Raw genomic sequence first — 17346 nt, 5'->3', positions numbered from 1 at the left:
GATATGTCAGAAAAAGCCTATCCTTTTCAAGAAAACTCAAATACCATCACTTGGTTACTAAGCTTTTTGTCGTCAATTATAACCAAGAGTGCATCAACACCTTTTAAATAACTACCAAATTAATAATTGGAATATGCCCATTCCATTTTTAACACTCTAACAATCAATTACTTATAATTTTTATTTAAAAGGATGATATTAGTCATTTGAAATTGTTGTGCCGGAGATGTTAATTTGCACAGTTTTATTTAAACTCAATCTAAATAAAATTCGTTATGTACAAACACTTCGCGGTAAAACTGTGTTGCTTTGATGGGAAAGTGAAGAATTAAAACTCAAGGAAGATAAAAGAGGAATGACGAATGAGAACTATTGCAGACTTAAAAATAGGAGAATTGGCGATAATCAAGGCTTTCCAAAAGGTAGATTTATCGTTAAAATTACTCGAAATGGGTTGCTTACCCGGCGTTGAAGTGATGTTGGATTTTGTTGCACCCTTTGGTGATCCGCTTGGTATTCAAGTCAATGGCTATTGCCTTGCCATGCGCAGGGAAGAGGCAGCAACGGTTTTTGTTGAAGATAGCATTTAAACATTTTGAAAAAGACACCCATCATAGCTCTCGTTGGCAACCCCAATAGCGGAAAATCTTCTTTATTTAATCAACTCACGGGGCTTCGTCAAAAAGTGGGAAATTTTCCAAGCGTCACGGTTGAGAAAAAATCAGGGCCGTTGACGTTAGATGACAAAACAGAAGCAATTGTCATCGACTTGCCCGGTCTGTACAGTTTGTATCCCAAAGCCCTTGATGAGCGCGTCGTTATTGATATTTTGGCCAATCCTCAGCACCAGGATTATCCCGACGTCGTCGTCGTGGTTGCCGATGCTTCCAATTTGAAACGTAACATGCTGCTTTTTACGCAAGTAGCTGATTTAGGTTTGCCCGTGGTTTTGGCATTGAACATGCTGGATGTGGCACGAGATAAAAACCTCCAAATCAATGCAGTAAAACTGGCGATGAAACTTGGGGTTGCAGTAGTACGCATCAACGCACGCGTAGGCGAAGGACTTACTAACTTAAAATCGGCTATCGTTCAAACCCTTGAAAATCCGGTAACCCATCGCAATTATTATTTTAATCCCGCCGACCAATTTCCTGAGTTAATTGAAGAAGTTAAGAAAAACAATCAGCTCTCTAACAATTACCTGGCGTTGCAATATGTGCAACAGCACGATATATTTTCGTTTTTTTCCACCGAAAAACGAGTTGCTTTTGACAAATTGATTGAAAAATATGGGTTCATGGAAAGTGGTTTTCAAGCCGCTGAAACTATGCACCGCTACGCCGTCATTGATGGATTGGTCAAAGATTCCGTCAAAACCATTGCTGATTTTTTGGTAAAACCTCCTTGGACAAAGCGTTTGGATGCCGTTTTACTCCACCCTTTTTGGGGGTATGCCGTATTCCTGTTTGTCCTGCTCATCATTTTTCAGGCCGTTTTTACGTTGGCTACGTATCCGATGGATATGATTGATGCGGGCGTATCTTCGTTGAACGATTGGCTGAATCAACAACTTCCTGCCGGTGCTTTGACCAACCTGCTTACCGATGGACTCGTTGCGGGAATCGGCGGAGTGGTGATTTTTATCCCTCAAATTGCTTTTCTGTTCCTATTGGTTGCCCTGTTGGAAGAAACGGGCTACATGGCGCGGGTCATGGTGATTATGGATAAACTCATGCGAAAATTTGGGTTGAATGGTAAGAGTGTCGTACCGTTGATTTCGGGAGTTGCCTGTGCCGTACCTGCCATTATGTCAGCGCGGGGTATTGGTAACCGAAAAGAACGCTTGCTCACGATTTTGGTTACACCTCTGATGAGTTGCTCGGCCCGTTTACCGATTTTTACCATTTTGATTGCTTTAGTGGTACCAGCCACCTCGGTTTTTGGCTTTTTTACGTTGCAAGGACTCACTTTGATGGGATTGTATCTTTTGGGTCTAATCAGTGCTTTACTTTCGGCATGGGCTATCAAAGGCATCGTTAAAAGCTCTGAAACAGGGTATTTTGTCATGGAAATGCCTACTTACAAAGTTCCCCGTTGGTATCATGTAGGTTTGGCCGTGTGGGACAGTGTCAAATCGTTTGTGACAGAAGCGGGAAAAATCATTGTCGCGATTTCGATTATTCTGTGGGTATTGGCCACTTACGGCCCGGGCGACAGTATTGCACGTGCCGAAGAAACGGTACAGAAATCAAACCCTGCTCTTCAGGGTACTGACTTTGAAAACGCGGTTGCTGCTTATAAACTTGAGAATTCTTACGCGGGGCATTTTGGGAAATTTATCGAACCCGCTATTGCTCCTTTGGGATATGATTGGAAAATCGGCATTGCTTTGCTTGCTTCGTTTGCGGCACGAGAAGTGTTTGTCGGAACCATGAGCACGATTTACAGCATTGGCAGCGTAGCTGATGAGGATAATCATACCATCAAAGCCCGAATGCGCTCCGAAATAAACCCAAAAACGGGCCAACCGATGTACACCCCTGCCTTGGCGTTTTCGTTATTGATTTTCTACGTATTTGCCATGATGTGCATGAGTACCATCGCAACGGTGTATCGCGAAACCCACGGTTGGAAATGGCCGATTATTCAGTTGGTGTACATGACTGTGCTGGCTTACGGTTTGGCTTTTTTAACGTATCAGGTATTGAAATAGCTTAAAAATACATTTCCTGCGCCACCCGATAGGTGTTACAATGAGCTTCCACAATATCCGCAATACGAGGTGAATACCCGCCGCCCATGGCGACAACTACTGGTAACTGATGCTTTTTACATTGTTCAAAAACCAGTTCATCGCGTCGTCGGCAACCTTCCTGACTTACTTTCAGGTGTCCTAATTTGTCGGTTTCCAAAATATCAACTCCTGATATGTAGAAAGTAAAATCAGGTTTTTGTTGTTCAATTAATGAAGGCAACGTTTCTGCCAACAGTTTTAAATAGACTTCATCCGTTGTTCCCGTAGGCAGCGGAATATCCAAGTCAGAGATTTCTTTGTGTAAGGGATAATTGTCTTTTCCGTGCATGGAAAAAGTAAAGACGTGGGGCTCATTTTGAAAAATAACAGCTGTACCGTTGCCTTGATGAACGTCTAAATCAATGACTAAAATCTTCTTAGACAACTGATTTTCTAACAAATAATTAGATGCTATTGCTACGTCATTCAACAGGCAGAAACCTTCCCCACGGTCGGCGTAAGCATGGTGTGTCCCGCCTGCTACATTCATCGACACACCGTAACTGAATGCAAAATGACAGCACTCAATAGTGCCTTGGGCGATACGTGTTTCGCGTTCAATAAGGCGTTGCGAAAGCGGAAAACCAATGCGTCTGACCATTTTATCCGAGATACGTTGATTTTTCAAATCTTCCCAATACTCCAACGTATGTACCCCCAAAATCCAACGCTCGTTCAATTCACCCGGCGAAAAAAAGTTTTCAGTTGTACACGTACCTTCGTACAGAAGTTGCTCGGGAATCAACTCATATTTCAACATAGGAAAACGATGGGGTTCACCGTTTGGTCCTTTGGGAAGTGGATGACAATAAATAGGGTCGAAAGCGATTTTGAGCATAAAAAGGGTGAAATGATTTGGGGTCTATTTTCGTTATTAAATAGTATTCACTAATAAACAACTTTGAAATGACAATGAAAGTTAAACATGCCTCCCTTCTTTCGGTGCTTTTGCTGGCAGCCATGAGTTGGTCATGTGCGCCTGATGCATTGCAGGATTTAACCCCCGAAGATTCGCAGGTCTTTATTACTAATTACCAAAAATCGGCCAATTTTAGAAACTATCAAACCTTCAGCTTGGCTGACAGCGTATATCTTCTGCAAAACCAGCGTACCGGCGTATCTACGTTGCCCCTTGATTTCCGAATTTTGGGACGAGTGGCCGACAACCTAACCAAAAGAGGCTACAAACGCATTTTACGCAGTGAAAAGCCTGATTTAGGTGTAAACGTCATTCGCATCAGCGAAACCCAGTCGGGAGTCGTGGCCAACTACAACCCGTGGAACAGTTATTGGGGATACGGAGGCGGAGGCGGTTTTTATTATCCGCCCACGTATTCGTACTATGAGAGTACCGAAACCTACTGGTACATTGAAATCGTTGACCTCAAAAACGCAGTCTCCGGTCAACAACCCTCCATTATTTGGAATGCACAAATTCGGGGCTCCGGTATTTTTGACGAAAGCACCTTGGCTTCAGTCGTCGAAAATGTATTTACACAATCGACTTATTTAAAAAAGAATTAAAAACCGTTTTTAAAATGAAAAATAATAAATGGAAATGGACGCTGGGATTGCTGTTGGGCTTTTCTACGTCTGTTTTGGCACAACAAGTCATTGACCGTTCGAAATTATTCAAAAGAGAATCGCCTTACGAAAGATATACCACCTACCGTGTATCTGTTACGGGTGGATTAGGACTTCCGGCAGGTACTTTTGGTGACTACATGGACAAAACCTCACTCCGCAACTATACCCTTGGATTGGATTTTGTATTTCCTAAAAACAATATGTCGCTGGGGGTGTCGGTAGGGTCACAATATTTCAAAAACCGTTTACCCCGTCAGGTCTATAACTTTGACGGTCAGGATATTTCGGCAGTACAAACGCGTACTTTCTCGGCTTATCCGTTGGTAGTAACGGGTAGTTATCACATTGGAAAAGTAAATTCTTTGGTCAGACCGTATATTCAGGTCGGAGTAGGTGGAGCGTATGCCGAAGTAGCCAATTATTGGGGAGCCATCGCAACAGGCGACAATGGGTTCAAATTTGTAGCTCAGGCGGGTGCAGGGGTTCGCGTTTTGTTTAAGAAAACCGGCAATTTAGGATTGGAATTAGGTGCGACCTACCAACACATTCCTTTTACTGTTGAAAGTGAAGGCATCAAAGACGCCTCCACTTTAAATGTTCGCGCAGGATTATTTTACCGTTGGTGGTAAATTTCAAAACTGATAAACCAGGGCGTTACAGTGCATCCCAGCACCTACGGAGGCAAGTACCACTGTATCGCCCGGTTTTATTTTATAGGCTCCCAATTTGTTTTTTCGAATCAAGTCCAACATCGTAGGAATCGTAGCTACTGAGGTATTTCCCGTAAATTCGATGGTCGTTGGAATTTTACCTTCAAAAGAAAGTCCTTCAATTCCGTACATCTGGGCCAAATTATTGGCAAAAGCGTGCAGCATTTTCCCGTTGGCCTGATGAAATAGAAACATATCCACTTCCGAAACATCCATGCCTGCTTTATCCAAAGCTTTCTTAATCACTTTCGGTACCCAAACCGTGGCATATTTGTAGACATCTTTGCCGTGCATTTTAAACAGCGTGGGCGCTTCTAATTCTTTGTTATACGAACGGTCGAGATAAATGCAGGAAATATCATCTAAAGCGTGCGAATAAGTAGCATAAGAAATAATGCCTTCCTGCTCATTGGCAGTACCCGAAATAACCGCAGCGCCACAGCCATCGGCCAAGATCAAAGAATCCAAATCATGCGGGTCTAATAATCGAGAGGCAACCTCCAACCCTACTACCAATACATGTTTGGCATCTCCCATCTGAATGGCTTGGTGTGCCTGAATAACTCCCTGAAGCCATCCCGGACAGCCAAAAAGCAAATCATACGCAAAACATTCGTGGTTTGTGATCCCCAATCTGTTTTTCAGTAAAGCTGCCATATTGGGAACCGTATGAAAGCCCTGTCGGCCTTCGAGCATGTTGCCTGCATTATGAGCGACAATGATTCCGTCAATTAAATTTTTATCCTTCCCCCAATCAGCTAAGGCAGCCAAAGAAGCATCCACCATGAGAGGAACAGAATCTCCTTTTTCGGAGATATAGCCTCTTTCTTTTATGCCCGTGATCTGCTCCAGTTTGGCTATTATATCCGCTTGAGGTTTCGGGTTGGGAACACCATTTTCATCCATAAAAACATGGTTAAGAAAATAACTGTTAGTTATTCTTCTTTCCGGTAGCTTGGTGCCGGTGCCGGCAATGTACGTTTTCAATTTATTAAAAGTAGATTTAGAATTGTTTTGTGTACTACGTCTTTTAAAGCGAAAACTCTAAAGAGAATACTTTAATGTGCAATAAACCTATAAGGTTTAAGCTTGATAATCACATATAGAGAAGATTATGGTCTTACAAACCTTATAGGTTTAGGTATAGATACAAAAAATGCCTAACTATGGATTTGTAGGCATTTTTTGAAGAAAAAGAAAAGTGGATGAGGCATAAAACCTTTTTAGGCTTCAATCGTAATCTCGTGCGTAATCTCAGCCAACGGCTCAAATTGAGCAGTAGCTGAGCAATATTTTTCCATGGAAAGCTTAACGGCACGTTCTACTTTGGCCGCATCCAAATTTCCTTTGAAAAAATAGTGAATATGTACTTTACGGAAGGGCGAACGCTCCGTGTCATCTTCTTTCACTCGTTCACCTTCTACTGAAATCCGAAAATCCAACACTTCCTGACGTTGTTTTTTCAGAACCAAGACTACATCAATGGCGCTGCAACTTCCTAAACCCATCAGGAGCAATTCCATGGGACGAACGCCTGCATTTTGGCCGCCGATGTTGGGAGCCGCATCGGTATGAACTTTTACATCAGAGGATGACCCGGTGGCTTCAAAATGAAAACCGTCGTCTACGCGTACTAATTCTACTTTCATTAGTTTATGGTATTGAGTACACTGTTTAATTAGTTTTTTAATGATTTACCCACGGTGCGCCGTTGCGACTGATTTGCGCTGATTCTAAAAACCGCAGATAGACGCAGATTTTGGATGATTGATTCTGTGAATGAGCGTATCTGGTCCAATCTGCGTGTATTTTAATCACGGTTCGCCGTTGCGAGCGTTTATCTGCGGGGAAAAAAATATCACATTACTTTTCAAACAAGGTATTGAGTACTTGTACTTACTGTTTATCTGCGTTCATTTCAGTATCCTGAATCAAGAGGGAAAGTCCGATTACTTTTTTCGACTCTGCGTTACGCTTAAAAGTAATGATTGACCCGTATTGACTTGTGGACTTGAATGTATCAGCTTTATCCTGTTTCAACAATTTATTAGCCCCGTTTTGATCGGCTTCGCCATACAGCGCACCTTCCTTTAACGTAATTTTATACTCACTGAAATAGCCATTGTCTTTCATTTTGTACGTTCCTACGTATTCCGACAACGAGTCTGCGGAAGTGGTGGAACGAGCTGATGGAGTAGAATGAGTCAACGACATGAACAGGACGCTGATTCCCAAAAACAAAATCGGAATTAACTTTTTCATGGTTTAAAAAGGCTAAAAGTGAATAAAAGATTTAAGCTTCAGTTTCGGTAATGTTGATTTTGGTGATTTTGTCACCCTGACGAATCGCATCAATCACGTCCAAACCTTCTACCACTTTACCAAAGCAAGTGTGATTGCGGTCTAAGTGAGCTGTGTTGCGACGGCTGTGACAGATAAAAAACTGTGAACCACCGGTGTTACGTCCCGCATGAGCCATTGAAAGTACCCCACGGTCATGGTATTGGTTTTCGCCCGTCAATTCGCATTTGATATGGTAACCCGGACCGCCGCGGCCTGTTCCCTGTGGGCAACCGCCCTGAATCATAAAATCAGGAATGACACGGTGAAAATTTAATCCATCATAAAAACCTTCTCTGGATAATTTGACGAAATTGGCGACGGCGATCGGGGCATCTTTTTCATAAAACTCAATCAACATCGTTCCTTTTTCGGTAATCATTTCTGCCTTTAGCATAGTACTATCTGTTTTTTATTGTTTACTTTATTGGTGAATTAACTACTAACAAAATCTGATGTCAGTTAGTTTGGCAGGCAAAGGTAGGGGCATTGTGTAAATCAAAAAAACTATTTTTGTACCAAACAGTTTTGATACTATGGCAAATCACGAAGTTATTATCATCGGTGCGGGAATCGCCGGCCTTACCTGTGCCAAGTACCTCAATGATTACGGCATCGAATCGTTGGTATTGGAAGCCTCTGATGCCGTTGGAGGACGAGTCCGTACCGACGAGGTCGAAGGCTTTTTACTCGACCGAGGTTTTCAAATTTTACTGACCGACTACCCCGAAGCCAAAAAGCTTTTGGACTATAACGCGCTGAATTTAAAAACGTTCCGCTCCGGAGCTTTGATTCGCCTCGACAATGACTTCTCTCTCATCAGCGACCCTTTTAAAGAGCCTGCACAGGTATTTCGGACATTGTTTTCCTCCGTAGGTTCACTTGGTGATAAACTCAAAGTACTTCAACTTTCCAATGAAGTAGCCAAAGAAAATACGGATGAATTTTTTAATGAAAAAGCAACCGACACGCTTTCGTATCTGCAACGGTACGGCTGGAGTGAGGAAATGATCACTAATTTTTTCAAACCCTTTTTTGGGGGTATATTTCTGGAAAACGAGCTGTCTACTGCCAGCAATTTCTTCCGCTTTTTGTTCAAGCAATTTTATACTGGCAACGCGGCCATCCCTGCACACGGAATGCAGGCAATTCCTGAACAGATAGCAGCCAAACTACCCATAGGAAGTATTCAATCAGGGAGTAAAGTCGAAAAACTGAACGGAAATTCCATCACCCTTACCAATGGTCAAATCCTTAACACTAAGCACATTGTGGTGGCTACTGACGCCTCTAATGCCGACCGTTTACTTCAACGGGACGTACATCGGGAGTTTAACGTGACGACCTGTACTTATTTTGCTGCCGACCGTTCGCCGCTTTCCGAAAAGATGTTGGTACTCAATCCCAATCGCCTGTCGCCGGTTCATAATTTATGCGTCCCGAGCGACATTGCACCCGACTACGCTCCTAAAGGCAAAGCGCTTATATCGGTCAGTACGCAGGGATTGGCGATGGTTGACGAGAAAAAATTAAGCGAGCATATCCTTCAGGAATTAACGCAGTGGTACGGCGAAGAAGTAAAAACGTGGCAGCACCTTCGCACCTATCATATTCCAGAATCGTTGGTAAAATACAAAGCCAACGCTCCCGCTGAAAACCTGAAAATTACGACAAACCTCTACGAATGCGGCGACCACGTCGCTTATCCCTCGCTCAATGCCGCTATGGCCACGGGCCGAGCGGTAGCAGATATGATTGCGGGGATTTAGTCCTGTCTCAAAACTCCCTCTCACCAAATTCACTATTTGGGAGTTTTACTTTTTTGTCGGTCTGGCTAAAATTATAAGAGAGATTGAATAAGAAAATATTGGTTTCCTGAATGTAGTTGGTCGTTGTATAAAAATTCTTCCCGAAGGTCGTGATACGTTGCTGATTGACGTTCATTTTGCCGATAGCCGCATTCTGCCATTGAACGGTCAGATTCACTTTGCTATTCAGGAAGCCCTTTTTCAACGAAAAATTAGGTTGGTAAAACCTCGAATCTTCTCCCTGTGCCGTATTACGGGCCGATAAATAAGACAAATTGAATTGGGTACTCCAAGTCGTTGAAATTTGGTAACTGAAATTGGCATTCACCGAATAAACCCACCCTTGGCTGTTGACCGCCACACTTTTATCAAACAAAGACCCGTTTATTTTGAGATTGTAGACATTCGCACCCGCAAACAACTTGAGCTTCTTAACCGGCGAATACGTAATTCCTATTTCAGAGCCCCATAAACGTGCTTTGCCCGCGTTGGTGTAAATTCGGTTGAGAATCGTGTCGTTGTACACACTGTTGACCCGATTGACAATGTCTTTGATTTGCTGCGTATAAACGTTCCAATAAATGGATGCTTTCTTAAAATCTTTGGTCAGACCTGCTTCATAAATGCCGATAAATTCGGGTCGAATCTTCGGGTCTCCCTGTTCAAGCGTTTCGCTGTGTTCCCGTTCGGGATAAGGATTCAATTCGTTGTTGGTCGAACGCTGTACCCGACGACTATAGGCGGCTTTAAGACGAAAATCTTTGCCAACATTATAAAGTAAATTGACGGATGGGAACAGGTTTGAAAGTTTCAGTTCATTAGGCGGTGTTCCTTTATCATCCTGAAACTGTCGAAACGCATTTTCATAACGCAATCCCGACGAAAACTCCATTTTTTTGTACGTACCCGCGTATTGCGCATATACTCCGTGAATTCGATTCATGACGGCAATAGTGGCCGAGAAAGTAGGATTCAGCACAAAAGGTTGGTTATTCCCCGACTTTTCCAGATAGGCAAAACTTCCTTCCTGAGTTTGATAACGGTATTGATATCCAACAGTTAATTTACCTATTCCTATACTTTTTTCATAGTCTATTTTCAGTCGCAGGGCATTCAATGGATTTACACTGGTGTTCAGCGTATATTGAAGCGTGTCCGAAAAATCGTTCTTATTCAGGTTTCGGTTTTTGGTATAGCCATCCAAAACCGCATTTTCGTACAACCCGGAAAAAGAAAGCGATGAACGATTCTTAAAGTTGTGGCTGTAATCTAAGTTAAACACCCGAAACGCCCCTGATTTCATTACCAAATTGGAATTAAAATAGGCTGCCTTTCCAACGTTTTTCCCGGTCAACAAGTTGGTTTTGGTATTGTTGTAATAAATATCAGCGAGCCGATATTGGTGCTTTTCACCTAAGTAAACCCCTGCCGAGAGTTCATCCACTTTGGTGGGATGGTAGGTTGCCATAGCTCTCAATCCGTAATTCTCACGCTTAAAACTGCGCTCCCCTTCGCTCGGAAAACTCGTAAAAATGTTGTCAACAGTCGTATTGACATCACCAACCCTTCGTCCGGCAATGTCATTTTTGAGATAATTCAGGGATACCGATGTTTCCCACTTATTTTTTCGGTACGTCATCGTGGCATCTATACCGTATCGTTGAGGTTCGGCAGCGTTGTCATACGCTTTGATACGCGGCAAACCGTATTGTAGATTGGAAGTCAGCGAAAACCCGTCGTTGGTGCCCGATTTGGGCACTATATTAATGATTCCTGCCTTACCATCGGCGTCGTATTTTGCGGAGGGGGCCGTTATCATTTCCACTCGTTCAATGGTATTGGCAGGAATTTGAGCCAAGAGTGTAGCCGCATCTACTTGACTGGGTTTTCCATTGACCAACACCAAAAATCCTTTTGAACCGCGCACCATTATTTCACCTTCGGCATTGACCATCACTGATGGAATATTTCTCAACACATCGGTAGCGGTACCGCCTTTAGCCACCTCAAACTGGTCTGCTTTGAAAACCTGTTTTTCGAGGGTTGTTACTGCATTGGGCTTTAACCCTGTGACAGTTACGGTTTCTAACAATTGGCTGAGAGGAGACAGGGAAATAGCGCCTAAATCTAATTTTTGGCTGTTCCTATCGTAATTTACTTCGATAACTTTTGCCTTATAACCGATGTATTCCACTCGGATAATGTACTTATCTTCTTTTAGACCTACAAAACGAAAAGCTCCCCTTTCATCAGCCACGTCGCCTTTAGTGAGGCCATTTTGGGCTTTCGTTTCAATTTTAATACTGGCAAACGCCAAAGGCTCAGAAGTAAGTGAGTCTAAAAGCGTTCCTTTGATAAAAGTATCCGACTGGCTCCAACTTTTGAAAAAGCAACTGCCTGTCAACAAAAGAAGTAGGACAATTTTCCGATACATGGAGTGGAATTTTAATTTACGATAACAACTTATTGAAGAAGTTTCATCAATAGTGACTTCTACAATTGTGTAAGAGACTATTTTCTGCCTAAAACTTGTTGTATTACTTCCCGTTTGCTTAGTCCAAAATGTTCAGCCACTTCACCTAAAATACTGTCAATCGTTCCTACTCTCAGCGGTTTATGGTTGGGGACTGATAAGGTGTGCTCACCTTTTTCTTGAGTTCTAAATTATAATATGGCTTCCTGTCTGATGCTGTATTAGGTAGCCAAAAGCTTTCAATTTTCTAATCAGTTCTGAAACGTTTAAATCTCGTGGTGTCTTCATTAAATATTAAGCAAGAGCCAAAACTTCCTCAAACTTCAATAAAACACTTTTTGGCTTTTGGTCAGGCTTATCAAAAAAATATCCTTCAATTGCATCTTTTATCATTTCTTTAAGCTCCTGTATATCATCCCCTTGAGTAATTATAGACCCTTTCTCTAATTTACTTTTGGCCACATATCCACCGTCGCTATCCGATTTGATTGTAAAAACTAACTTTTTCATCGTTTCCCTAGATTAATTATTATTCAAAGATAGGTTTTTATGCCGTTAATTATTGCCACTCTGATTCAAAAATCAAGAAGTTAACGCGTTACTCCACCATACTTGGTCAACCAATCATCTCCGACTTTCTCCTGCTGAATTAAACCTATACCCGTTGGAAGCAAAGGAGCCGCCGTACCCTTCTTAATTGCATTAGGGCTTTTAAATACCCGTATTTCATCAAATAGCTCTTCGTTCAGAAAGGCTTGCAATAGAATGGCTCCGCCTTCTACGAGTATGGATTGGATTTTTCGTTCGTAAAGGTCACGAAGGAAATTCGTCAAAAAGTTTTCGTCAAAATCTATCTGCACAAACGTCGTACTCCCTTTCTCTTCATTTCTAAACGCATTATAACAAAGCGTTTTTTGGGTATTGTCAAACAAATGAAGCGTGTCGGGAAGTCGTAACGTGCGGTCCAATACCACCCGCACGGGATTATGCCCCGCCCACAATCGAGCGTTCAATTGTGGGTTGTCGTTTTGGGCTGTGTTTGTTCCCACCAAAATAGCGTCTTCTTCCGTGCGCCATTGGTGATTCAAAATCCGTGACTGTAAACAACTGATTGACAGGGGGTGTTTGTGTTCGTCGGCAATAAAGCCATCGGCCGTTTCGGCCCATTTGAGGATAATGTAAGGACGTTTTAGTTCAAAAAACGTAAAAAAACGAGCATTCAGTTTGCGACCTTCTTCGGACAAAATCCCTGTAATGACTTCTATTCCTGCTTCCTGCAATTTCTGAATTCCTTTGCCGGCAACGAGCGGATTAGGGTCATCGTTGCAAATCACCACCCTCTTTACCTTTTTTTCAATCAATAAATCAGCGCAGGGAGGTGTTTTTCCAAAATGCGAACAGGGTTCAAGAGTCACATACACAGTGCTTTGAGGCAATAAATCGACAAAGCCTTTCTGAATAACATCATTTACCGCATTCACTTCTGCGTGCCAATCGCCATAACGTCGGTGCCAACCTTCGCCAATGATTTGATTTTCGTAAACAATGACACAACCCACCATGGGATTGGGACTGACTTCGCCACGGCCCAAGGCCGCCAATTCAAGCGCACGACGCATAAAAATTGAATCCACAGTTTTGGGGTTTGTTGTTTAGGGTTTACAGTTTTGGAGGTTGAATTCTCCATTAATTGACAACTGTTAATTACTAATTCTGTTATTGGGCAAATTAACAAAACAAAAGACCGTATTAAAAATCAGAACTGATTACTTTTGCTCACTTTTTGAAAAGTACTTTACACTTTAAACTTTACACTTACTTGACCATTACAATTATCGGCATTGGCTTACTTGGTGGGTCGTATGCCCTTTCATTACGCGACAAATACCCTAAAATGCACTTTGTAGGGGTGGATGCTTCCGAAATCCATGGACGATTGGCCGTTGCCAAAGGCATTGTAGATGAAGTACTTCCGCTCGAAATCGCCGTACCGAAATCAGATTTGGTGGTGTTGGCCGTACCAGTTAATTACATTGTTGAACTCCTGCCTCAGGTATTGGATTTAGTGTCCGAAAAGGGAACCGTAGTCGATTTAGGCTCAACCAAACGCATGATTTGCGAAGTAGCGGATAAACACGTCAATCGCGGTCGTTTTGTAGCGGCTCACCCCATGGCCGGAACGGAAAATTCGGGCCCTTCGGCAGCGTTTCGAGAATTGTTACCCGAAAAAAACGTCATTCTCTGCGATTGTGAAAAAAGTAATCCGGATAGTGTGGCCTTGGTGGAAGCCCTGTTTCGGGATATTGGCATGAAAATCCATTACATGACACCCTCAGAGCACGATTTGCACTTGGCCTACGTGTCGCATTTGAGCCACGTTACGGCGTTTGCGTTGGGATATACCGTATTGGAAAAAGAAAAAGATGAGCAAAATATCTTCGATATGGCCAGTACAGGGTTCAGTTCGACGGTCCGTTTGGCGAAAAGTTCTCCTGCCATGTGGGCTCCTATTTTTGACCAAAACCGTGAAAATCTTTCCCGTGCTTTGGGCGATTACATTGAATTTTTGAATCAATACAAAAACTTCATTGACGAGCGGGATGTACAGTCCAGTATCGGTTTTATGCAACGCGCCAACGATATTCGGAGAATATTGGCAGGTATTGAGAAAAAATAGCGTCAATTTCTATACTCCTTTAGCAAATGTTCGAGGGTTATTACATTAGATAAAGCTGCAAACTCGCTTAAATTTGTGACCGAGTTAGGCAAACCATCAATGAACTGATACGATCCAAGCAAAATGACGAAACTTCCTGTGAATCAGATTGAAATTTTAGACAAAAAAAACGAAGAATCGCTGCTCGGCGGCGGCGCGAAGCGAATTGAGCAACAGCATAAAAAAGGCAAACTCCACGCTCGTGAGCGCGTTGAGTTGTTACTTGATGCCGGTTCATTTGAAGAAATCGGGAAGTTTGTGATGCACCGCTGCAAGGATTTTGGTTTGGATAAGGAATACTACCTCGGTGATGGTGTCGTGACCGGTTACGGCACGATTGAAGGAAGATTAGTCTATGTTTTTGCGCAGGATTTTACGGTTTTTGGGGGGTCTTTATCCGAAACGCACGCCGAAAAAATCTGTAAAATCATGGATTTAGCCATGAAAAACGGCGCACCGGTAATTGGCTTGAATGATTCGGGCGGAGCACGTATTCAGGAAGGCGTTTTGTCGTTGGCGGGTTATGCCGATATTTTTTATCGTAATACGCTGGCCTCGGGGGTTATTCCTCAGATTTCAGCCATTATGGGGCCTTGCGCGGGTGGAGCCGTGTATTCACCGGCCATTACGGACTTCATTATGATGGTAGAAAATACGTCTTATATGTTTGTAACGGGGCCAAACGTAGTGAAGACCGTCACCCACGAAGATGTAACTTCGGAAAAACTCGGTGGTGCTATGACCCACGCGACGAAGTCGGGCGTGACGCATTTTGTGAGTGCCAATGAAGTGGAATGTATCACCGATATTCGTCGCTTGTTGAGTTATATCCCCCAAAACTGCGAAGAAACTACGCCTCTGTTGCCTTACGCAGGCGGCAATGAAAAACGCGTTAAACTAAATTCATTAATTCCCGAAAATCCCAATCAACCCTACGACATGCGTGAGGTGATTGACGAAATCGTGGATGGCGGAAGTTTTTGGGAAGTACACAAATATTTTGCCGAAAATATCGTCGTAGGCTTTGCCCGATTAGGCGGAAGAAGCATTGGAATTGTGGCCAATCAGCCTGCGGTTTTGGCAGGGGTATTAGACATTGATTCAAGTACCAAAGGCGCTCGTTTTGTGCGTTTCTGCGACAGTTTCAACATTCCGTTATTAGTATTGGAAGATGTCCCAGGCTTTTTACCGGGCACTGACCAAGAATGGAACGCCATCATTACCAACGGAGCCAAATTATTGTATGCCTTCTGTGAAGCAACCGTACCGCGCGTAACGGTCATCACGCGCAAGGCATACGGAGGAGCGTATGATGTGATGAATTCCAAACACATTGGAGCTGATATGAACTACGCTTGGCCGGGTTCCGAAATTGCGGTAATGGGCGCAACCGGAGCGGCGGAGATTATTTTCAAAAAAGAAATTGCCGAAGCCGAGGACCCTGCCGCGAAATTGCAGGAAAAAGTACAGGAATACACCACAAAATTTGCCAACCCCTACCGCGCTGCCTACCGTGGCTACATTGACGAGGTGATTCACCCCGACCAAACCCGCGAAAAACTACTGAAAGCTTTCAAAATGTTGGAAAATAAAGTAGTGAATCTACCCAGAAAGAAGCACGGTAATATTCCTTTATAAATTTCACAAACTTAAACTCTCAGCCCTTTCCCAATTGGAGAAGGGCTTTTTTTGTATCATTCCACTGCTTCCTGATACCACTTTTCAAAATTAACGGGCGGCTTCCAAGGATGACGGGGTTCGTAGTAGTTCCACAGCAGTTTTGAAATTTTACGTAACAGCACATACCCTTCGTTAGTAGACTTCCAGCTTTCGTCTTGGTTGTTTTTAGTAATGACGCAATAGACGTATTCTCCGTGCGGAGCGTGTACCAAAACAGCTTCAGAACGCGAACGATTCACGGCTCCGTTTTTGCAGGCCGTTTTAATGTCGGGAGGTAACTGTGATAACCCTTCGCCATCCCAGTATTGCCGACAAAGATTGCGGTACATACGGTCGGAAGCGTCCGGGCTGATGGCACGCCCTGCACGAATCATCGCAAACAATTCAGCCATTTCGCGCGGACTTGTTTGGCCCCAGCCGTACCGAGTGCGGTTGGCTTCGCGTCCGGGCGTGCGGGAATTGACACGGGTTGCAGTAAATCCATTTTTGTCCAACCATTCATTAATGGTTTTACCTCCACCCGCCAACGCCTGACACCACAAGCTTCCAGTATTGTCGCTGACCGTTTCCATCAACATCACTACTTCACTGAGCGGAATTTTGGCACTGTCTCGCAGTGAGCCCACAATTCCATCGTCATAATGGAGCGAATCTCGGTAAGTAAGGACTGCGTTGTATTTCAATTCCCCTTTGGTGATTTTATCAAATAAGCCGCATTGAATCGGCACTTTGATCATACTTGCCGTCGGGAACAACGTATCCGCATTGATTTCGATAATTTTATTCGTTTTTAAATTTCTGACATAGACTCCTACATCTCCTCGAAAACCTTTGACAGCTTCCAGAATTTGTGCGGTGAGTTTTTTGTCAATTTTCGCATTTTGTACTGCCGAAGGCTGCGCAACTATGGTCAAAGTGTAAAGGACAAAAAGTGTAAAGGGGATTACTGATTTCATTGTTTGGATTGCCAAGTTAAGAGACGAAGTTCGCAATAATCCTTCTGCTTTTAAAATTTGAACGGTTTTTGCTATTTTTGACTGCACTTCCTCTCAAATTTAAGCCACTATGACCAAATTTATTCTACTTCTCGCTCTTACAGCTACATTAAGTAGTTACGCAAAAGTTTCCGAGTTTTTATATTTTTGTATCATGATGCAAAAAAAATATGTCACATTAAGTGAGGAAGAACAAAAACAATTACAAGATTTAGTTCGCAATAGTCCTAATCATCGAAT

At 43.0% G+C, this 17346-nt stretch carries 16 protein-coding genes; 7 read left to right on the top strand and 9 right to left on the bottom strand.

All coding sequences use genetic code 11. From position 1 onward, the window contains the following. Positions 1–362: 362 nt before the first annotated feature. On the top strand, positions 363–590 hold the full coding sequence (locus tag Q0081_RS02620) for a FeoA family protein (protein WP_298348908.1): 228 nt from the start codon (positions 363–365) through the stop codon (positions 588–590). Between the two features lie 5 nt (positions 591–595). Further along, entirely contained in the window at positions 596–2716 is a 2121-nt protein-coding gene (gene feoB / locus Q0081_RS02615) for a ferrous iron transport protein B (protein ID WP_298348906.1), read from the top strand. A 1-nt stretch (position 2717) separates the two neighbouring features. On the opposite strand, the gene Q0081_RS02610 is transcribed toward feoB, so the two are convergent. Beyond that, complete coding sequence (locus Q0081_RS02610) at positions 2718–3635, bottom strand: histone deacetylase (protein WP_298348904.1); 918 nt, start codon at positions 3633–3635, stop codon at positions 2718–2720. 74 nt (positions 3636–3709) lie between these two features. Here Q0081_RS02610 and Q0081_RS02605 point away from each other — a divergent pair, with 74 nt between their 5' ends. Both Q0081_RS02605 and Q0081_RS02600 read left to right on the top strand, forming a co-directional pair. Continuing rightward, positions 3710–4321: a DUF4136 domain-containing protein gene (locus Q0081_RS02605; RefSeq protein ID WP_298348902.1), complete on the top strand. Its 612-nt coding sequence runs from the start codon at positions 3710–3712 to the stop codon at positions 4319–4321. A gap of 14 nt (positions 4322–4335) precedes the next feature. Further along, positions 4336–5013, top strand: coding sequence for an OmpW family outer membrane protein (locus Q0081_RS02600; protein WP_298348899.1), 678 nt, complete (start codon positions 4336–4338; stop codon positions 5011–5013). A gap of 3 nt (positions 5014–5016) precedes the next feature. On the opposite strand, the gene Q0081_RS02595 is transcribed toward Q0081_RS02600, so the two are convergent. The 4 genes from Q0081_RS02595 to Q0081_RS02580 form a co-directional block, all read right to left on the bottom strand. Beyond that, the gene (locus Q0081_RS02595) at positions 5017–6081 is read right to left on the bottom strand and encodes a 3-oxoacyl-ACP synthase III family protein (RefSeq protein WP_298348898.1); all 1065 of its coding nucleotides are present in this window, start codon (positions 6079–6081) and stop codon (positions 5017–5019) included. A gap of 236 nt (positions 6082–6317) precedes the next feature. Then, entirely contained in the window at positions 6318–6743 is a 426-nt protein-coding gene (locus Q0081_RS02590; RefSeq protein ID WP_298348896.1) for an OsmC family protein, read from the bottom strand. Positions 6744–6990: 247 nt separating this feature from the next. Next, positions 6991–7356: a DUF3471 domain-containing protein gene (locus tag Q0081_RS02585; RefSeq protein WP_298348895.1), complete on the bottom strand. Its 366-nt coding sequence runs from the start codon at positions 7354–7356 to the stop codon at positions 6991–6993. A 31-nt stretch (positions 7357–7387) separates the two neighbouring features. Beyond that, positions 7388–7831: a peptidylprolyl isomerase gene (locus tag Q0081_RS02580; protein ID WP_298348893.1), complete on the bottom strand. Its 444-nt coding sequence runs from the start codon at positions 7829–7831 to the stop codon at positions 7388–7390. A gap of 139 nt (positions 7832–7970) precedes the next feature. Here Q0081_RS02580 and Q0081_RS02575 point away from each other — a divergent pair, with 139 nt between their 5' ends. Further along, positions 7971–9203: an NAD(P)/FAD-dependent oxidoreductase gene (locus Q0081_RS02575; protein WP_298348891.1), complete on the top strand. Its 1233-nt coding sequence runs from the start codon at positions 7971–7973 to the stop codon at positions 9201–9203. A 7-nt stretch (positions 9204–9210) separates the two neighbouring features. Here the strand turns inward: Q0081_RS02575 and Q0081_RS02570 are convergent, their stop codons facing one another. From Q0081_RS02570 to ribD, 3 genes are all read right to left on the bottom strand, one after another. After that, the gene (locus tag Q0081_RS02570; protein ID WP_298348889.1) at positions 9211–11676 is read right to left on the bottom strand and encodes an outer membrane beta-barrel family protein; all 2466 of its coding nucleotides are present in this window, start codon (positions 11674–11676) and stop codon (positions 9211–9213) included. Positions 11677–12009: 333 nt separating this feature from the next. After that, entirely contained in the window at positions 12010–12225 is a 216-nt protein-coding gene (locus Q0081_RS02565) for a type II toxin-antitoxin system HicB family antitoxin (protein ID WP_298348886.1), read from the bottom strand. Between the two features lie 80 nt (positions 12226–12305). After that, positions 12306–13349 carry a bifunctional diaminohydroxyphosphoribosylaminopyrimidine deaminase/5-amino-6-(5-phosphoribosylamino)uracil reductase RibD gene (gene ribD / locus Q0081_RS02560; protein ID WP_298348884.1) on the bottom strand — a complete coding sequence of 348 codons (1044 nt, stop codon included), beginning with the start codon at positions 13347–13349 and terminating at the stop codon, positions 12306–12308. A 185-nt stretch (positions 13350–13534) separates the two neighbouring features. Here ribD and Q0081_RS02555 point away from each other — a divergent pair, with 185 nt between their 5' ends. Continuing rightward, complete coding sequence (locus Q0081_RS02555) at positions 13535–14392, top strand: prephenate dehydrogenase (RefSeq protein ID WP_298348882.1); 858 nt, start codon at positions 13535–13537, stop codon at positions 14390–14392. 123 nt (positions 14393–14515) lie between these two features. Then, on the top strand, positions 14516–16069 hold the full coding sequence (locus tag Q0081_RS02550) for an acyl-CoA carboxylase subunit beta (protein ID WP_298348881.1): 1554 nt from the start codon (positions 14516–14518) through the stop codon (positions 16067–16069). A gap of 56 nt (positions 16070–16125) precedes the next feature. On the opposite strand, the gene Q0081_RS02545 is transcribed toward Q0081_RS02550, so the two are convergent. Further along, the gene (locus Q0081_RS02545) at positions 16126–17067 is read right to left on the bottom strand and encodes a serine hydrolase (RefSeq protein ID WP_298348878.1); all 942 of its coding nucleotides are present in this window, start codon (positions 17065–17067) and stop codon (positions 16126–16128) included. Positions 17068–17346: the final 279 nt, after the last annotated feature.

Source organism: Runella sp., assembly GCF_027484545.1.
Lineage (GTDB): Bacteria > Bacteroidota > Bacteroidia > Cytophagales > Spirosomataceae > Runella.
This window is presented reverse-complemented; position numbering and strand designations above follow the sequence as displayed.